Annotated in this window: 15 protein-coding genes; 8 read left to right on the top strand and 7 right to left on the bottom strand. The window is 69.6% G+C overall.

Going from position 1 to position 16,854, the window contains the following annotated elements:
- The first annotated feature begins 46 nt into the window (after positions 1-46).
- Positions 47-1,126: a CapA family protein gene (locus Pth03_RS13355; protein WP_239119003.1), complete on the top strand. Its 1,080-nt coding sequence runs from the start codon at positions 47-49 to the stop codon at positions 1,124-1,126.
- A gap of 3 nt (positions 1,127-1,129) precedes the next feature.
- Here Pth03_RS13355 and Pth03_RS13350 read toward each other — a convergent pair whose 3' ends face one another.
- On the bottom strand, positions 1,130-1,456 hold the full coding sequence (locus tag Pth03_RS13350; RefSeq protein WP_203944546.1) for a putative quinol monooxygenase: 327 nt from the start codon (positions 1,454-1,456) through the stop codon (positions 1,130-1,132).
- Between the two features lie 277 nt (positions 1,457-1,733).
- Between Pth03_RS13350 and Pth03_RS13345 the strand changes: the two genes are divergently transcribed.
- Positions 1,734-3,905, top strand: a complete 2,172-nt coding sequence (locus Pth03_RS13345; RefSeq protein ID WP_203944545.1) for a discoidin domain-containing protein — start codon at positions 1,734-1,736, stop codon at positions 3,903-3,905.
- A gap of 117 nt (positions 3,906-4,022) precedes the next feature.
- Here Pth03_RS13345 and Pth03_RS13340 read toward each other — a convergent pair whose 3' ends face one another.
- From Pth03_RS13340 to Pth03_RS13315, 6 genes are all read right to left on the bottom strand, one after another.
- Positions 4,023-5,348, bottom strand: coding sequence for a glycoside hydrolase family 36 protein (locus Pth03_RS13340; RefSeq protein WP_203944544.1), 1,326 nt, complete (start codon positions 5,346-5,348; stop codon positions 4,023-4,025).
- The gene (locus Pth03_RS13335; protein WP_203944543.1) at positions 5,345-6,175 is read right to left on the bottom strand and encodes a carbohydrate ABC transporter permease; all 831 of its coding nucleotides are present in this window, start codon (positions 6,173-6,175) and stop codon (positions 5,345-5,347) included. Before Pth03_RS13335 ends, Pth03_RS13340 begins: the two co-directional genes overlap by 4 nt.
- Positions 6,172-7,116, bottom strand: coding sequence for a carbohydrate ABC transporter permease (locus Pth03_RS13330; RefSeq protein ID WP_203944542.1), 945 nt, complete (start codon positions 7,114-7,116; stop codon positions 6,172-6,174). The genes Pth03_RS13335 and Pth03_RS13330 overlap by 4 nt, the downstream gene beginning before the upstream one ends.
- 3 nt (positions 7,117-7,119) lie before the next feature.
- On the bottom strand, positions 7,120-8,415 hold the full coding sequence (locus Pth03_RS13325; RefSeq protein ID WP_203944541.1) for an ABC transporter substrate-binding protein: 1,296 nt from the start codon (positions 8,413-8,415) through the stop codon (positions 7,120-7,122).
- Positions 8,412-9,722 (bottom strand): alpha-L-fucosidase, encoded by a 1,311-nt coding sequence (locus Pth03_RS13320; protein ID WP_203944540.1) that lies wholly within the window; start codon positions 9,720-9,722, stop codon positions 8,412-8,414. The genes Pth03_RS13325 and Pth03_RS13320 overlap by 4 nt, the downstream gene beginning before the upstream one ends.
- A gap of 79 nt (positions 9,723-9,801) precedes the next feature.
- Positions 9,802-10,812: a LacI family DNA-binding transcriptional regulator gene (locus Pth03_RS13315; RefSeq protein ID WP_203944539.1), complete on the bottom strand. Its 1,011-nt coding sequence runs from the start codon at positions 10,810-10,812 to the stop codon at positions 9,802-9,804.
- A 520-nt stretch (positions 10,813-11,332) separates the two neighbouring features.
- Between Pth03_RS13315 and lanL the strand changes: the two genes are divergently transcribed.
- The 6 genes from lanL (at position 11,333) to Pth03_RS13285 (ending at position 16,813) form a co-directional block, all read left to right on the top strand.
- Positions 11,333-14,200, top strand: coding sequence for a class IV lanthionine synthetase LanL (gene lanL, locus Pth03_RS13310; RefSeq protein WP_203944538.1), 2,868 nt, complete (start codon positions 11,333-11,335; stop codon positions 14,198-14,200).
- Positions 14,200-16,035 (top strand): S9 family peptidase, encoded by a 1,836-nt coding sequence (locus Pth03_RS13305; protein WP_203944537.1) that lies wholly within the window; start codon positions 14,200-14,202, stop codon positions 16,033-16,035. The genes lanL and Pth03_RS13305 overlap by 1 nt, the downstream gene beginning before the upstream one ends.
- Before the next feature lie 145 nt (positions 16,036-16,180).
- The gene (locus Pth03_RS13300) at positions 16,181-16,309 is read left to right on the top strand and encodes an ALQxL family class IV lanthipeptide (protein WP_203944536.1); all 129 of its coding nucleotides are present in this window, start codon (positions 16,181-16,183) and stop codon (positions 16,307-16,309) included.
- Positions 16,310-16,342: 33 nt separating this feature from the next.
- Entirely contained in the window at positions 16,343-16,462 is a 120-nt protein-coding gene (locus Pth03_RS13295; RefSeq protein WP_203944535.1) for an ALQxL family class IV lanthipeptide, read from the top strand.
- 56 nt (positions 16,463-16,518) lie between these two features.
- Positions 16,519-16,635: an ALQxL family class IV lanthipeptide gene (locus Pth03_RS13290; RefSeq protein ID WP_203944534.1), complete on the top strand. Its 117-nt coding sequence runs from the start codon at positions 16,519-16,521 to the stop codon at positions 16,633-16,635.
- Between the two features lie 43 nt (positions 16,636-16,678).
- Positions 16,679-16,813 (top strand): ALQxL family class IV lanthipeptide, encoded by a 135-nt coding sequence (locus Pth03_RS13285; RefSeq protein WP_203944533.1) that lies wholly within the window; start codon positions 16,679-16,681, stop codon positions 16,811-16,813.
- Positions 16,814-16,854: the final 41 nt, after the last annotated feature.

Raw genomic sequence — 16,854 nt, 5'->3', positions numbered from 1 at the left:
ATCGGACGGCCGAGCTCGGCCCGGGGAATGCGACGACGAAGACCGGGTGACATTGTTCCTCTGCGGCGACGTGATGCTGGGGCGTGGCGTCGACCAGATCCTTCCCCGCCCCGGTGACTCGGCCCTCCGGGAGATGTGGGTTCGGGACGCCCGGGCGTACGTGGAGCTGGCGGAGGCGGTGAACGGCCCGATTTCCCGCCCGGTCGGCTTCTCCTGGCCCTGGGGAGACGCGCTCCGGGTGCTCGACGCGGTGGCGCCCGATGTCCGCGTGCTGAACCTGGAGACGAGCGTTACACGCAGCGACGAGTTCGCCCCGGGCAAGGCAGTGCATTACCGGATGAGCCCCGACAACCTCGGCGGCTTGACCGTGGCCCGGCCCGACGTGTGCGCCTTGGCCAACAACCATGTGCTGGACTTCGGCCGGCGGGGGCTCAGGGAGTCGCTCGACGCCCTCACCGAGGCGGGACTGACCGCGGCCGGCGCGGGACGGGACGCTCGTCAGGCGTGGCGCCCCGCGGCCGTCCCGTTGCCCGGCGGTGGGCGGGCACTGATTTTTTCGTTCGGAACGGCCTCCAGCGGCATCCCGCCAGGATGGGCGGCAGCCGACGATCAAGCCGGACTCGCGTTCGTCCTCAAGCCGTCGGACGCCGCGGCGGCTGACGTCGTCGATCGGGTGAGCCGGGCGAAGCGTCCGGGCGACATCGTGGTCGCCTCCATCCACTGGGGCACCAACTGGGGATATTCCGTGCCGGCAGGCCAGATTCGCTTCGCCCATGCCCTGGTGGACGGCGCCGTCGACGTCGTCCACGGACATTCCTCGCATCATCCCCGCCCGATCGAGGTCTACCGCGACAAGCTCATCTTGTACGGCTGCGGCGACTTCATCGACGACTACGAAGGCATCGCGGGTTATGAGGAGTACCGGGACGACCTGCGCCTGATGTACTTCGCTTCGCTGCAGCCCCGCTCCGGAAACCTCACCGATCTGCGGATCGTGCCGATGCAGGCCCGGCAGATGAGGCTCCGCCATGCCGTACCCGCTGACCGCGCGTGGCTTCGCGGGGTCGTCGACCGCGTCAGCCGCAGCTTCGGGACACGAATCGCCCTCGAGCGCGACGAAACCTAGCAGTCAGTCCTGGACGGCCATCTCGCCGAGCAGGGACCAGTCGTCCTGCTCCAGGACCGTGTTGACGATCTTCGGAGTCTCGGCCAGGTAGGGCGGCAGAGTCCGCTGCGCCGTCTTGAAGTGCTCGGACTGGACGTGTGCGGCGCCGGCGTCGCCGTCCCGGAACGCCTCGACCAGCACGTACTCGGTCGGGTCGTCCAGGCTGCGCGACCATTCGAACCACAGGCAGCCCGGCTCACCGCGGGTGGCCTCGGTGAATTCCCGCGTGATCTCCGGCCACCCTTCGGCGTGCTCGGGTTTGATCCGGAATTTCGCAGTGATGAAGATCATGCTCGCCTCGCCGATGTCTCAACATGCTGATCTTCCAGCGAGCCTATCGCTGCCGACAGTGAATGCCGAGGCCAACCGGCACGTCGTTCGACCGCGTGCAATCACCGCTTCGGGCCCGCTCTTGGAGCGTTGACAGATGTTCGCATTTGTGGGATCACAGTCGAAAGATCCAACCTTTGCGCTGAGCCGGCTCTCTCGCCCACATCCGTGAACGCTCACGGCAACGATCCCGTGAGCGCTCACGAAGGTCGCCGAGCCGGCGGGAAAGGAGTCCTGGATGGCCCCTTCATCGACCAGCAGGAGGAGGAGGCTCGCTGCGGCGTTCGCCGTGGTGACCGCCCTCCTTCTCAGTACGGCGCCGGCCGGCCCCGCACGAGCCGATCTTCAAAATCCCCGCCAGGCCTTCCTGCGCTCCTCCGTCGCGGGGCTGTTCCTGCACTGGGGGGAACGCACGGCCCCGCAGCACACCGACTGCGCCCAGTGGGAGGCGGACGTCACCAACGGGGGCTGGACTCCGGGGTACTGGGTGTCGGAGGCGCAGAAACTCCACGCGCAGTACATCGTGCTGGCGACGTTCCACAGCCGCCTCGGGTACGCCCGTCCATGGCCGTCGGCGATCCCCGGAAGCTGCCGCACCAAGCGCGACTTCCTCGGCGAACTGATCACCGCCGCGAACGCCCAGGGCGTGAAGGTCATCCTCTACATGACCGACGACCCGCAATGGCATGCCGACGGACTGACCTCGGGCGACTGGCTCGACTCCTCGGCCTACTCCGCCTACAAGGGGCACACCGTCGACCTCACCACTCGGGACGGCTTCGGCGAGTTCAGCTACGACAACATCCTCGAGGTCGCGAACCGGTACCCCAGCCTGTCGGGGTTCTGGATCGACAACGACAACGCCTACTGGGAGAGCCACAACCTGTACGAGCAGATCTACCAGCTCCGGCCCAACTACACGATCAGCAACAACAACGAGGACACGCCGATCATGGACATGATCAGCAACGAGCAGAAGACGGGGATGACGCCGGCCTACGACTACCCGCAGGCGGTCTACACGGCGGCGCCCCGGCTGATCGAGGCCGACTTCAAGCTCCCCTCGACCGGAGCGTGGTGGTATGACGGGTCCAACCCCTCGGTGGACCGCAAGCTCACGATCGGCCGTCTCGTCACCAACGCCGGCTCCTCCATCAAGGCGCTCATGGCCGAGACCGCGCAGGTCAACGGCCGCTTCCCGTCGAACCAGGAGGCGTTCAACGACTTCGCCGACGACTACCTCGACCAGATCTGGCCGTCGCTGAACGGCACCGAAGGCGGCGGGTACATGTACGGCGGCCTCCAGCCCGGTTTCTGGAACGACGGCGCCCACGGCGTGACGACGATCAGCAAGACGAACCCCAACCTGCACTACATCCACGTCATCACCCCGCCGTCGGGAAGCACGGGCGGCACGCTGCAGGTGCGTGACAACGGGTACCGGATCACTGGCGTGAAGAACCTGCGCACCGGTGCGGCACTGAGTTTCACCCAGGCCGGCGGCACGCTGACGATCAGCGGCGTGTCGTCCTGGGATCCGTACGACACCGTCTTCACGGTCACGAGCAGCGGTCGCGAGGGGATCTACTCGGGCGTCACGCTGAGCGCCACCGCCTCGGCGAGCGGGCACGCCGCGTCGGCCGCCGGAGACGGCGACTACCTGACCTACTGGGACAGCAACAAGACCACGCCCGTCTCGCTCACCTACGACCTGGGCTCGGCCAAGGCCGTGCGGTACATCGGGATCAACCAGCGTGAGGACTCGGTCAGCTACGCCCGGTCGGACACCGAGCAGTCCGCCCGGGTCAAGAACTACCGCGTCTACGTCTCCAGCGACGGCACAAGCTGGGGAAGCCCGGTCAAGACCGGCACGCTGCCCAGCCGCCGCGGCGTGCAGTTCATCGACCTGCCGGCCACCACCACCCGGTATGTCCGGCTGGAAGCGGTCGACACGTACGCCGCGTCGACCGACACCACCCGTTACAAGCGGCTGCGGGTCGACGAGACGTGGATCGGCGGAGCCTACGCCGGCGGCGGATCCACCACCACGGTCGAGGGTGAGACCGGCACGATGAACGGTTCGGCGGTGGCCGCCGCCTGCGCGACCTGCTCAGGCGGCGCGAAGGTGCGGTTCATCGGCAACAACGCGGCGAACTACGCGACCCTGACCGTCAACGCCGCCACGGCGGGCACCAAGCAGCTGACCGTGTACGCCGAGGTCGACGGGACGCGGTCGTTCTTCGTCAGCGTCAACGCGGGCACGGGGATCGAATTGCCGACGACCGGCACGAGCTGGTCGACGCCCACCAGTGCGACGCTGAACGTCACCCTCAACGCGGGCGCCAACGACCTGCGCTTCTACAACAACGGGGCCAACGCCCCCGACCTGGACAAGATCACCGTCAGCTGATTTTCGACGGCCCCCGGGGGTGCAGTCCCGGGGGCCGCCGGCGTCAGGGAATCCGGGCCGCTCTGACGGCCAGGCCCCCGCACAGGCCGGCAACCGTCATGCGGCACTCCATCGTCCCTACGGTGTGAAAGGGGTCGGAGAGGGGACCGAGGACAGCAGGCGCCGGGTCGTTTCCAGGCCCCAGTCGTCCAGGTCGGCGATCCTGTCGGAGGAGGCGCGCAGGCCTCCGAAACGCTCGACGACGCCGGCCCAGTCCTCCCGGCGTTGTACGGCAGGCCGGGCGATGAGGCAGTCCGGGTCGTTGACCCACAGTCGCCCGTGCTGCCACGAACGGCCGACGGTGGTCAGGGTCGCCGCATGCTGGGAGGGGTCGGACAGGTCGCCCGTGCCGGCGTCGTAGGCGGCGGCGACGTCGGGGGAGACGCGCATGGCGTCCACCAGTCCGGCGCTCGGCAGGATCGGGGCGCCGCTGCCCAGCAGGTACGGCGTGGCCCCCACGGCCTCGCGGACGAGGGCCATGCCCTCCCGATACGCGGCCAGCAGAGACGCTCCGGAGTGGCGTGGTCCTTCCACCGCTCCGGCGTACAGGAAGTCGAGCTTGAAGTAGTCGAAGCCCCACTCGCACAGGGTCTGGAAGACCTCACGCAGATAGCGGGCCGCGCCGGGGTGGGTGACGTCGAGTCCGTGCAGATCCTGGCCCCAGTTGTTCCCGGCGTCGCCCACCAGCCACTCGGGGTGCCGGCGGGCGATCTCGCTGCGCGCCCCGACGACGAAGGGCGAGATCCACAGGCCCGCCCGCCTTCCTTCGGCGCGGATGCGTGCCGCGATCCCGGCGATGGAGGAGAAACGTCCGGACGGCGTCAGCCAGTCGCCGATCTCGGCCTCCCAGCCGTCGTCGATCTGGACGACGTCGACGGGAAGCTCGTGCTCACCGATGGCCCGGAGGTTCTCCAGCACGTCGTTCTCGGTCACGTCCTCGTAGTAGTGGTACCAGGAGCACCACACGGTGGGGGGACGTCGCAGCGCCCCCACTCCGGCCTCGGCGGCCAGCCGGTCGGAGAAGGCGGCGAGCGCCGCGTCGATCGGCCCCGGGTAGGACTTCTCGACGATCTCTTCCGGCTGGTCCGCGGTGATCACCAGCAGATCGCCGTCCAGCCGTGCCCGGATCGAGGGGACGTTCACCAGGCCGTTCCGCGCGGCGAACAGCCGCACCGGCTCGTCCGGCCCGGGCGCGACCGCGAGCAGGCCCTCGCCCTGGAAGCCGTCGTCGGGTGCCGAGTGCCCCGGCCGGTAGCGCATCGTCTCCATGACCGGCAGCACGGGCCGGAAGCCGCGCGCGGTGACGGGTAGCGTCGCCGTCGGCGTCCAGCTCTGCCAGCCATGCGCGTGGACCTGCCCACGCCCCGGGTCGACCGTAATCTCGGCGATCGGATGAAAAATCATCCTTTGGTGGCTCCTCCCGTGAGGCCCTTGACGAACTGCTTCTGCAGGAACAGGTAGAAGATCAACACGGGCAGCGTGGCCAGGAACATGAGGGCGAAGACCGTGCCGAAGTCGGCCTGGTACTGGCCGATGGACCGGTAGATGCCGGTGGTGATGGTGGTGCCCTGCGACGGCCCGAGGATGACCAGGGGATCGATGAAGTCGTTCCAGATCCACACGCCCAGGAAGATCAGGACGCTCGCGGTCGCGGGACGGAGCAGCGGGAAGACCACCCGCCAGAAGATCCGGGTCCGGCTCGCCCCGTCGATCGCCGCGGCCTCCTCCAGCTCGATCGGGATGCCCCGCAGGAAGCCGGTGAAGACGAAGACGCCGAAGGGGATGTAGTACCCCACGTTGAACAGGACCAGCCCCTGCAGCGTGGTCATCAGGCCGAAAGCGCGCAGCACCTGCGTGACCGGCATGAGGATCACCTGCGGGGGGATCATGAGGCCTGCCAGCAGCAGGAGCATGGCCACACGCGCCCACCTGCTCCGCGACCGGGCCAGATAGTGGCCCAGCATCGCCGACAGCACCGTGAGCAGGATGATCGACAGCGTGGTGACGACGATGCTGTTGACCAGGCTCGCCCAGAACAGATTGTCCGTACGGCTCAGCAGACCGGTGATGTTGGCGAGCGTCGGCGGGACGGGCAACGACGACGGGGACTGTGTGATCTCCTCGCCCTGCTTGAAGACGTTGACGAGGATCATGTAGAGCGGCACCAGGAAGAACGCGCTGATGATCAGGGCGACGACGGGGCGCAGCCACGGCGCGCGGGCATCCTTCACAGGTTCACCTCCCGCCGGTTGAGCACGCGGAGCGTCACCGCGGCGGCGGCCGCGATGATCACGAGCATCACGATGGCCATCGCCGACGCGTAGCCCTGCCGGTTGGCCACCAGGCCGGTCTGCAGGACGTTGTAGGCGATGGTCGCGGTAGTGCCGGTGCCCGGCCCGCCGTGAGTGATCACCTGGATGTGGTCGAAGGCCTTGAACGCGCTGATCAGCAGCACCACGGTGTTGATGGTGAGCGCGGGCGCGAGCAGGGGCCAGGTGACCGACCAGAACCGGCGCATCGGGCCGGCGCCGTCGATCGAGGCGGCTTCGGCCAGCTCGGTGGGTACTCCCTGGAGCCCGGCCAGGTAGACGACGACGCAGAATCCGAGCATCTGCCAGGACAGGATGGTCGCGATGGAGTACAACGCGAGCCGCGGGTCGGACAGCCAGCCCGGCGGCTGGTCCACGCCGAGCGCGCGTAGCGCCTGGTTGACCGGTCCTTCGTCGTCCAGCATGCGGGTCCAGACGATGCTCACCACGACCGAGCTGAGCACCATCGGGGTGAAGAACACGGTGCGCAGGGCGTTGTAGAGCCAGCCCTTGCGATCGAGCAGCACGGCGATGCCGAGCCCGGCCACGTTCGGCACGATCACCACGATGACCGTGAGGATCGTGGTCACCCGCAGTGAGGTGAGGAACTCGCTGTCGGTGAAGAGCAGCCGGTAGTTCTCCAGGCCCACGAATTTGGTCGGCGGGTTGAACGGGTTGTGGTTGGTGAGGCTGTACCCGAAGCTGATCGCGATCGGTGCCAGCACGAAGCAGGCGTAGATGAGCAGGCCCGGCGCGCCGAACGCCGCGAACGACCGCAGTCGTTCCGCCGGGATCCGGCCCGGCCTCCGCGACCGGAGGGTCGCGGAGGCGGGCACGGGTGTCGTTTTGACGTCCACTGCCATGGGTCAGGACGCCTTGGACCACTCGTCGTCGAGGGAGGAGAGCACCTCTTGGACCGACTTGTTTCCGGTGATGAGGTCCTGGGCGGCCGCCTGCCACTTGTCGACCAGGCCGGGCAGCATGCCGTCGTTACCGGACTCCCAGCCGAACGCCTGGGTGACCGTCTTGTTCTGGACACCCTGCTGGTAGAGGTCGTATCCCAGCTTGAACACCGCGCCGGTGTCGGCCGGCGGCGTGTAGCCCTTGACCGCGGGGTAGAGCCCGTCGTTGTGCACCGAGGCGTCGAGGTTGGCCTGGTCCATCGTGTACGCCAGGGCGAACTTCTTCGCCTCGGGGAGGTTCTTGGCCGTGGCGCTCACCGACAGTCCGCCGCCGGTGAAGGCGGGGACGACCGTGCTGCCGTCGTCGGTCGGCCAGTTGAACGCGCCGATCTCCCATGACGGCTTGCGCTTGGGGTCGTCCCCGGCGGCGGCGAACCAGTTGCCCATCGGGTACATCGCGCCCTTGCCGTCGAGGAACGCCTGCTCGGTCGCCGCGTAGTCGCGCGCGACGTCCTTCTTGTCGATGTAGCCCTGCTTGGCCAGGTCGGCGAACTTGGTCGTGGCCTTGACGAAATCGGCGTCGGTGAACTTCACGGTTCCCGCGCGCCGCTTGGCCATCCAGTCGGGGGTCTTGGCGTACACGTCGGTCGCGATCGTCGCCGTCCAGGCGAGCGAAGAGGCGAACGGGTCCTTGCCGCCGCCGACCACGAACGGCGTGATCCCCTTGGCCTTCAGCTTGGCGGAGTCGTCGAGCAGTTCGGCGTACGTCTTGGGCGGAGCGCTGATGCCGGCCTTGGCGAACAGGTCCTTGTTGTAGTACACGACCGGGATGGTCTGGGTGTTGGTGGGCAGCTGGTAGATCTTGCCGTTGACCGCGCCGTTGTTCGGGAAGTCGAAGTCCTTCAGTTCCTCGGGGGTGAAGGCCGCCATCGCCCCGCTTTCGGCGAATCCCGCGGGGGACACCGCGATCATGACGTCGGGGAACTGGCCGGAGGCGAGGAGCTGCTTGGCGTAGGAGACCCGGTCAGCGCTCGGTGCCACCAGCTTCTTCACCGAGATGTCCGGATATTTGTCGGTCACCCGCTTGATCGCCGCGTCCCACACCTGGGGCGTCATGTTCGGCGTCTCGAAGACCAGGAAGCTGATCTCCTTCTTGCCGGCGGCTCCTGGCTGGGTCTGCGCCGTCTGCTCCTGACCGACGCTGCACGCGGCGAGCGTGACGGTGGCGGCCAGAGCCGTCAGTAAAGCTCTGTGCTTCATGACGATGTGCCTTCCGATATTGGATGAGGGGTGTTTTCTGACGCCGCCGGATGCGGCGAAGCGGTCCCCGACGATGCCCGTGCCGTCCTGAGCGCGAACACCGTGTCGTACGGATCCCATGAGGTGATTCCGCTGATCGTGAGATGCCCGCCGGACTGCGCGAACGCCACGGCGTCGCCGGTGCGCACGTCACGCGCCTCGACGACCGGCAGGCCGCCGTCCGCCACGCGTACCGTGCCGTCCGGTGGCCTGGCGACGACGTGGAGATAGTGCCGGTCAGGATCGTCCCTGCGTACGGTCGTCAGGGTGGTGACGCCGTCGCCACGCGGCCCCGGCCGTGCCGTACCAGACGGGCCGGACTGCCCGCCGCCCTCCGTGCCTCCGACGGACTCCCAGATCGCGTCCAGGTAGCGCGCGGCGAAGTCGCCGAACGCCTCCTGGTTGGGAGGGAACAGTCCTCCGTGCTGCGGGCCGAAGGCGAGCAGCGACTTGACGGAGGACGCCGCGTTGGCGACTATCCGGCCGATGACCCGGCCGTGGTTGACCGCCGGGTCGTCGCCGTCGAACCACCAGGTGTCGGCGACGGTGAAACGGTCCTCGGTCAGCCGGGGGACGAGAGCGCTCACGGACATGCCGGGAGCGACGACGTCCATGACCGTGTCCGCGGGCGGGGTGTCCTTGTCGTTGCAGGCCAGGATCCACCCGGGACGCTCCGTCCGGATCCGGTCGTACAGGCCGGACCGCCTCCAGTAGGCGTTCTCCCTGTCGATCCAGAATCCGGCCAGACCCGGATAGCGGCGCATCACCTCGGTGAAGTTGTCGTAGGCGAACTCCCCGAAGCCGTCGCGGGTGGTCAGGTCCACCGGTGAACCCTTGTAGGCGGAGTAGGCGGCCGAGTCGAGGGATTCGGTGCCCGTCTCGTCGTGCCACTGGGGATCGTCGGTCATGTACAGCAGGACCTTCACGCCTGCGCGCGTGGCCGCCGACACCAGTTCCCCGAGGAAGTCCCGCCGGGTGGCGGGGCTTCCGGGAACCTCCGACGGCCACACGCGGACGTAACCGAGCCGGCTGTGGAAGGACGCCAGCACGATGTAGCCCGCGTGCAGCGCTCCGGCCTTGTCCAGCCATCGCTCGGCGGTCCACCCGTCGGCGGTGACCCGGTCCTCCCACGCCTGCACATCCGCGTACGCGGGAGAGGTCCGCATGCCCCAGTGGAGGAAGAGGCCCAGGGCGCTGTCGCGCAGCCATTCCTGGCGGCGGACACCGCAAGCGATGGGATCGTCGGCGATCTCATTCGGCCGGGCCATTTCCATTCCTCCGTTACCGCTCACGTGAGCGTTCACGGAGACCTTGTTCCAACGCAGGACAAAAGTCAATAGTGAGAACTCAGGCGGATGCCCGGATGAGGAGTTGCGGTTCGATAACGGCCTCGGGGATCTCCGTCTCGCCCGCCCCGGCCAGCAGCAGCGCCGCCTGCTCCACCGCGATCTCGCCCAGGCGGCGCTTGTCGATGTGGAGCGTGGTCAGCGGAGGCTCCACGAGCTCGCCGATGCTCAGGCCGTCGAAGCCGAGGAACGCGCAGTCCTCCGGCACGCGCAGGCCGAGGGCGCGTGCGCGGAGCTGGGCCCCGATTGCGATCACGTCGTTGTAGGCGAACACCGCCGTCACGTCCCGGTGGGCTGACAGCAGCCGCTCCATCGCCGCGGCTCCGCCGTCGATCGAATTGTGCGCGGGCTGGATCCAGCCGACGTCGACGGGGATTCCCCGCTCGCCCATGACCCTGAGGTAGAGCTCCCGGCGGGCGTTCGGCGCCTCACCGGACAGGGCCATCTCGTCGTCGAGCATGGCGATGCGGCGGTGTCCCTTGCCGATCAGGTATTCCAGGCCGCGCCGGGCGCCGCCTTCGAAGTCGATCCGCACGCCGGGGACCGCGGGGGCGCGACCGCCCTTGTCCAGCAGGACGAACGGCAGGTTGCCCGCCGCGGCCTTGGCGATCGCGTCGTGATGGAGCAGGAAGGCCACGCCCGCGTCCACCTGGTCGAACAGCAGGTCGACCACCTCGAGCTCCTTGCGGTGCTCCGAACCGGTGTTGTAGACGACGACCTGCCATCCCCGCCGTTCGGCGGCTTCCAGAACGCCGGCCGTCACCTCGGGGAAGAACGGGTTCAGCACGTCGGCGATCACGAGGCCGAGGGTGATGAGGTCCTGACGGACCAGGCCACGGGCGAACCGGCTGGGGCGGTAGCCCATCGCCCGGGCCGCGTCGAGCACACGCTGCCGGGTCTCGGGATCGATCTCGGACTTGTTGTTGATCGCGCGGGACACGGTCTGTCGGGAGACGCCGGTGGCCTGCGCCACCTGGTCGATGGTGACCCGCGGTCTTCTGTTGGTCGGCACGAAGGGACTGTAACTTCTGCGGCCGGTCCGGCGCGCACAGTGACCGACGCCGCATTCTCCGTCCGGCACCCGTGCGGCCAGTGACAAACCGCGTCACAAACGTGGGCGTGAGCAGTTCGGTGCTGATTTGCAAACAGATGCCTGTGGTGCCGGCGGGACATTCCCAAGCCATTCCGGATCGGTTCGATTGCTGCCTGCCGGCGCCGGATCGGCAGGCTCCGAAACAAAGGCGACCCGGTACATGCCGCCCGCGCCGAGCCGCCGGTTGGGGGCGTTCACGCAGGTGAAAGGCCGGGGTCACGTGGACGCGGAGCATCCCGGCAGGACAAGTCACCACCGGTTTCCCAGTGCGCTCCAAGAGCAATTCAAGTCGCCGCTCCTATACCTGAAGTCGGTCAGCCGGTGGGGGACGGGCTCGTCGAAATGACGGTGGGGGCAGCGGATTCGCGCTGATTCCCGGTCCGCGCTGATCGTCCGGGGATTTTTGTCGAATTCGGAAGAAGCCTGCAGGGGGTACGGCGTGGACGCGCGCAATGGGCGTGAAGACCAGACCAGCGTGGATCGACACGTGCTGGAGGACATCGCCAAAGCGGCCTTGGCTCGGGCGGGCCGTGCGACGGCCGGCGAGGAGGCCGCGAAGGAGGCCACCACCTGGGAGTTCCGTACCCGCCGGCCGTGGACGTATGTGACACCGGTGGGCGCGGCACGCAGGGCGCAGGGCTGGAAGCTGCATGTCTCGGCGACCCCGCTGTCGGCCCCGGTGGTGCTGGCACGCGCGGTGGAGGTGCTGGCGCGGCGTCGCTGCTCGTTCAAGTTCGCCGCGACCTTGGCCGAACTGTCCGGCCTGGTGTCCAGGGAGCAGGACCGCGGGGCGGTGGGGAAGTTCATCACCGTCTATCCGGCGGACGACCGGGCGGCGACCGCGATCGCCGAGGAACTGCACGCGGCCACCATGGGCCTGCCCGGGCCGCCCATCCTGTCCGACCGCGCGTACAAGCCGGGCAGCCTGGTCCACTACCGCTACGGGGTGTTCTCCGCGCCCTCCGTGCTGGACAACGACGGCACCTACGCGTCGCGGCTGACCGCGCCCGACGGCACGCCGGTGACCGACAAGCGCAACGCCTGGTACTCCCCACCCTCGTGGGCGCCCTGCCCCTTCGAATCGGGCAAGGCCCCCGTACGGGTGGCCGCGCCGGAGGCGGTACTGCTGGCCGACCGGTTCGTCGTGCGCCAGGCCGTGCGGCACAACGCCAAGGGCGGGGTGTTCCTGGCCGAGGACCGCGACACCGGCGGGCACGTGGTCGTCAAGCAGGCCCGGCCGCACGTGGGCGCCAGGCTGACCGGACGTGACGAGCGCGACGCCCTGCGGCACGAATGGCGGATGCTCGGCCTGTTCGGGCCGCTCGGCGTCACGGCGCGCAGGGTGGCGTTCTTCGACAAGGACGACAACCTGTTCCTGGTGCAGGAGCGTCTCGAGGGGACCGTCCTCACCGCCTGGGCGGGCGAGCGCAGAGTCGAAGCACCGGACCCCCGCCGCCGCGAAACGGTGCTGGGCCTGGTGGGGCGCCTGGTCGACCTGGTCACGACGGTGCACGAGCAGGGCTACATCGTGCGTGACCTGACCCCGAACAACGTCATCGTCGCCGGGGACGGCGACTGCCGGCTGATCGACCTGGAGACTGCGGCGATGCCCGGCACTCTGGTCGGGCGCGCCCACACCCCCGGATACGCGCCGCCGGAGCAGGAGCAGGCTCCCGCCCACGGGCCCTGCCCCGGCGTCGAAGTGGACTTCTACGCGCTGGGCGCGACGGTGTTCTACCTGGTGACGGCGTGCCAGCCGATGCTGCTGGCCGATCAGGGCGAGCAGGCCAGATCGTGGGACTCCCAGGTGCGCACGCTGGTCGACGTGGCCGCCTCCGGCGATCCCGTGGCCACCGAGCTGGTTCCCATGATCGTGGGTTTGATGGTGGAGGATCCCGCCCTGCGGTGGGATCTGGCCAGGGTCCGCGCGTTCCTGTCCGGCCTGGCCACCGGCCCGCAGGCGCCTCCCGTGGCGGAGGGGGGTCACCGGCTCGGCACGGCCGAGCAGGACCGGCTGCTGCACGACGGGCTGGCGTACACCCTGCGCACCATGTCCACCTCGGCGTCCACCTCGGCGTCCTCCTCGGCGTCCACCTCGGCGTCCTCGGGCGGGGTGGCGGAGCCGGTCGCGTCCGCCCGGCTGTGGGCCGCCACCGGGTACGGCGCCAACGCCGACCCCTGCGGTGTCCAGTACGGCGCGGCCGGAGTGCTCCACCTGATGGCCTCCCTGGCCGGGCCCGATGCCGCGCCCCTGCCGCAGGAGTTGCGGGGCCGGCTCACGACCGGCCTGCGCGACGGCGCGAACTGGATGATCCACTGCCTCGCGGGCGAGCGCCGCCCCTCACCGGGGTTGTACTTCGGCCGGGCCGGAATGGCCTGGGCCCTGTACGAGGCGGGCACGGCGCTCGACGACCACGACGTGCGCGCGGCGGGCCTCGACCTCGCCCTTGACCTGCCGGTCAGCTGGCCGAACCCGGACATCTGCCATGGCCTGGCCGGGACCGGGATGGCGCTGCTGCACCTGTGGAACGCCACTGGTGACACGAGATTCCGCGACCGGGCGAGCGCCTGCGCCGACGAACTGCTCAAAGTCGCGCAGCGCACCCCCGACACGGTGTTGTGGGCCATCCCCAAGGATTTCGACTCCGCGCTGGCGGGCGTGGTGCACTACGGCTTCGCCCACGGCGTCGCCGGGATCGGCGCCTACCTGCTGACCGTCGGTGCCGCGCTCGGGCGCGAGGACTGTCTGGAGACGGCCGTTGCCGCCGGCCGTACTCTCGTGGATGCGGCCGGCTATCACGGCGGGGCGGCCTGGTGGGGGGAGGGCCCGCACGGCGGGGCGAAGATGCCCCACTGGTGCAGCGGATCCTCCGGAATCGGGACTTTCCTGGTACGCCTGCACGCGGCCACCGGGGACCGGCGTGCGCTGGAGGTGGCCCGCGCCGCCGCCATGGCGGTGCACGGCCACCGGCTGCGCTCCGGCACCGCGGCCTGCCACGGCCTGGCCGGAGACGGGCAGTTCCTGCTGGACCTGGCGGAAGCGGCCGGCGAGCCGGTCTACCGGGACCAGGCCGAGGAATTGGCCGGCGTGCTGTGGGCGCGCGCAACCATGCGCGACGGGCTGCTCGTGGTGCCCGACGAGAACGCCCTCGATGTGACGTTCGGCTGGAACACCGGTCTGGCCGGTGTGCTCGCCTTCATGCTGCGGCTGCGCCACGGCGGCCCCCGCCCGTGGATGGCCGACGCCGCGATCACCGCGGAAAAGCGAGCCGACAAGGGACTCGCGACGACCGGTGGCAGGGCGTGATGAGGTCCCTGCCGACTGCCGTCACCGGCCTGCCCGCGGAGGTCAGGCGGATCAGTTTCCGGTTCTCCGGCAACGGGCACTACGCCACCTGCCTGGCCGCCTACGGCCGTGACAGGCTCATGCCGGAACTGTGGGACCTCACCGGTCCCACGCCGCGGCCACGCCTGTCACCCACCCGGGACGGCGAGACCTCGTGGACGCTCCCGCTCCCGACCGGAGACGGCGACGTGCTGCTGTGCCGCCACGGCAGGGGGTCGGCGCGGCTGCTGCTCGTCGTCCCCGCACCGGACGGCACGGCCGCCGAGGAGCACGAACTGCTCACCCCTCGAAACAGGGGGCTCAGGCTCGTCGCCGGTATCGCGCCGGGCACCGCCGCCCTGCTGTTCGAGAGCGGCGAGGAGGGGCGCACGACGGTGTGGCGCGTGTCAGGGCGTGCCGAACGCCCCGAGCCGATCGCCGAGCTGACCGGTGTGGTCGGCGGCGGAGCCTGGCTCGACGAGGACGGCCGGCGTCTCGCGCTGGCGCGCCCGGAGCCGGGAGCCGGCCCCACGCTCGTCCTCGACCTCGCCACCGGTGTCGCGGCGCCGCTCGAAGGGTCGGCGGACGGCGAGCACCTGCTCATGGCCGCGCCGCGCACCGGCGTGATGCTCACCGCGGCACGGCGTGACGGCACCTTCCGTCTCGGCGTACGGCACCGCGACGACCCGGCGCCGACGGTGTTCCCCGAGCGGCTGAACCGTGTCGAGGGCACCGTCACACCACTGACCCTGGATCCCGGCGGACGGCACCTGGCCCTGTCGGCCGTCCGCCGCAGCCGCTCCCACCTGGTGCTGCACGATCTCGTGGCGGACACGACCGTCGAGACCGAGCTCGGGACGTTGCAGCCGACGGCGCGCTGGACCGACGGCGGGCTGCATCTGCTGCACAGTGCGCCGGACCGTCCACTCGGGGTGGTCACCCTGCCCGATCCGCTGCGGCCCGGCGCGGGCCTTCGGGCAGCCGCCGAGGAGCACCCAGGACGCTGGGTTCCCGCCCGGACGGTGGACTACCAAGGCCCGGCCGGGCCCATCGAGGCCGTCGTGTACGGCGATCCCGCGACGAGCGAGCATGTGGTCCTGGCATTGCACGGCGGCCCGGAGGCGGCCTGGCACTTCGGATTCGAGCCGCTGTTCCAGCGGATGGCCGCGGCGGGAATGGCGGTGGTCGCACCCAACCAGCGCGGAAGCACCGGCTACGGGGCCGCGCACCGCGACGCCATCCATGACGCGTGGGGAGGCCCCGACCTCGCGGACATCCTCCATTTGGGGCGCACGCTGGCCGACGCGCGTGGACCGGGCCGGCACCGGCCCATGCTGTACGGCATCAGCTACGGCGCCTATTTGGCCCTGCTGGCCGCGGCCGCGGAGCCGGACCGGTGGGCTCGCGCCGCCGTCGTCGCACCGTTCCTGTCCGGCCGGAAGCTGTATCAGGACGGGCCGCCCAGCGTGCGCACGCTGCTCGATCGGCTCGGCGGTCGCGTGGAGCTCGACGATGCGCTCGGCCCGCGCGACCTGGCCCGGCTGGCGGGTCGAATGCGCCTGCCGATCATGATCGTTCACGGCCTGCAGGACTCGATCATCCCGGTCGCCCACTCCCGGCGGTTGCAGGCCGGCCTGCTGGCGGCCGGCCACCCGGTGGAACCGGTCTACCTGGAGATCGCCGGGGCCGACCACGACCCGCTGGCCTCCGGCGACGGGCACCTGGTCGCCGGCCGTCTCATCGACTTCCTGAGCGAAGGGGCCGGGCCGAGGACCGCCGGCTCCTCCATTCGCAGGGGGGCGTCCCTCCCCGCCTAGCGCGTGGCACGGCGACGCCTCGCGCGCCCGCCGCGCCGGTCCGCCGTGCGCGGACTCAACAGACCCCGGCCCGATCGCCGTTGATGCGGGCCGGTGCCCAGGCCGTCTCGAAGCGAGCGGCACGGATCGACGAAAGGAAACCGTCATGGAACTCGACATCAACGCCCTCGACATGCTGCCCGCCACCGGGGAGTCGCAGCTGTGGCCCTGTGCGCCGACCTGCAATCCCTACACCTGCGGCGACGCCTCCACCTGCTGGATCACCGACATCTAAGGATCGACCAACCATCACGGAAAGGAGAACGCCGTGGAGATCGACGTCAAGGCGCTGGACATGCTTCCGGCGGCCGAGGAGTCCTCGCTGTGGCCCTGCCTCGTCACCTGCGGGGCGGGGACGTGCGCGGACAGCTGCTGGATCACCATCTGACGGAGCCCCAGGTCACCGGTGCTGTGGTGACCAGGCGGCGGAAAAGGAGAAACGCAATGGAAATCGACGTCAAGGCGCTGGACATGCTCCCGGCCGCCGAGGAGTCCTCGCTGTGGCCCTGCGTCATCACGTGCTTCGTCTCGTGCGAGTCGAGCTGCCTCATCACCATCTGACGACGTCCCGGTCATGACCGGGCGGCGAAAAGGGAGAAACGCCGTGGAGATCGACGTCAAGGCGCTGGACATGCTTCCGGCGGCCGAGGAGTCGTGGCTGTGGCCCTGCACGCTCACCTGCTTCGGTGTGACGTGCGAGGGCGATGAGACCTGCTTCATCACCCTCAGCCTGGCCTAGTGAAATCCCCGGTCACCGCCGTCGGCGGTGACCGGGTCCTG

Origin of the sequence: Planotetraspora thailandica (assembly GCF_016863335.1) — a bacterium.
Taxonomy (GTDB): domain Bacteria; phylum Actinomycetota; class Actinomycetes; order Streptosporangiales; family Streptosporangiaceae; genus Planotetraspora; species Planotetraspora thailandica.
The sequence above is the reverse complement of the archived record's forward strand: the minus strand, read 5'-3'. Positions and strand labels throughout refer to the sequence as shown.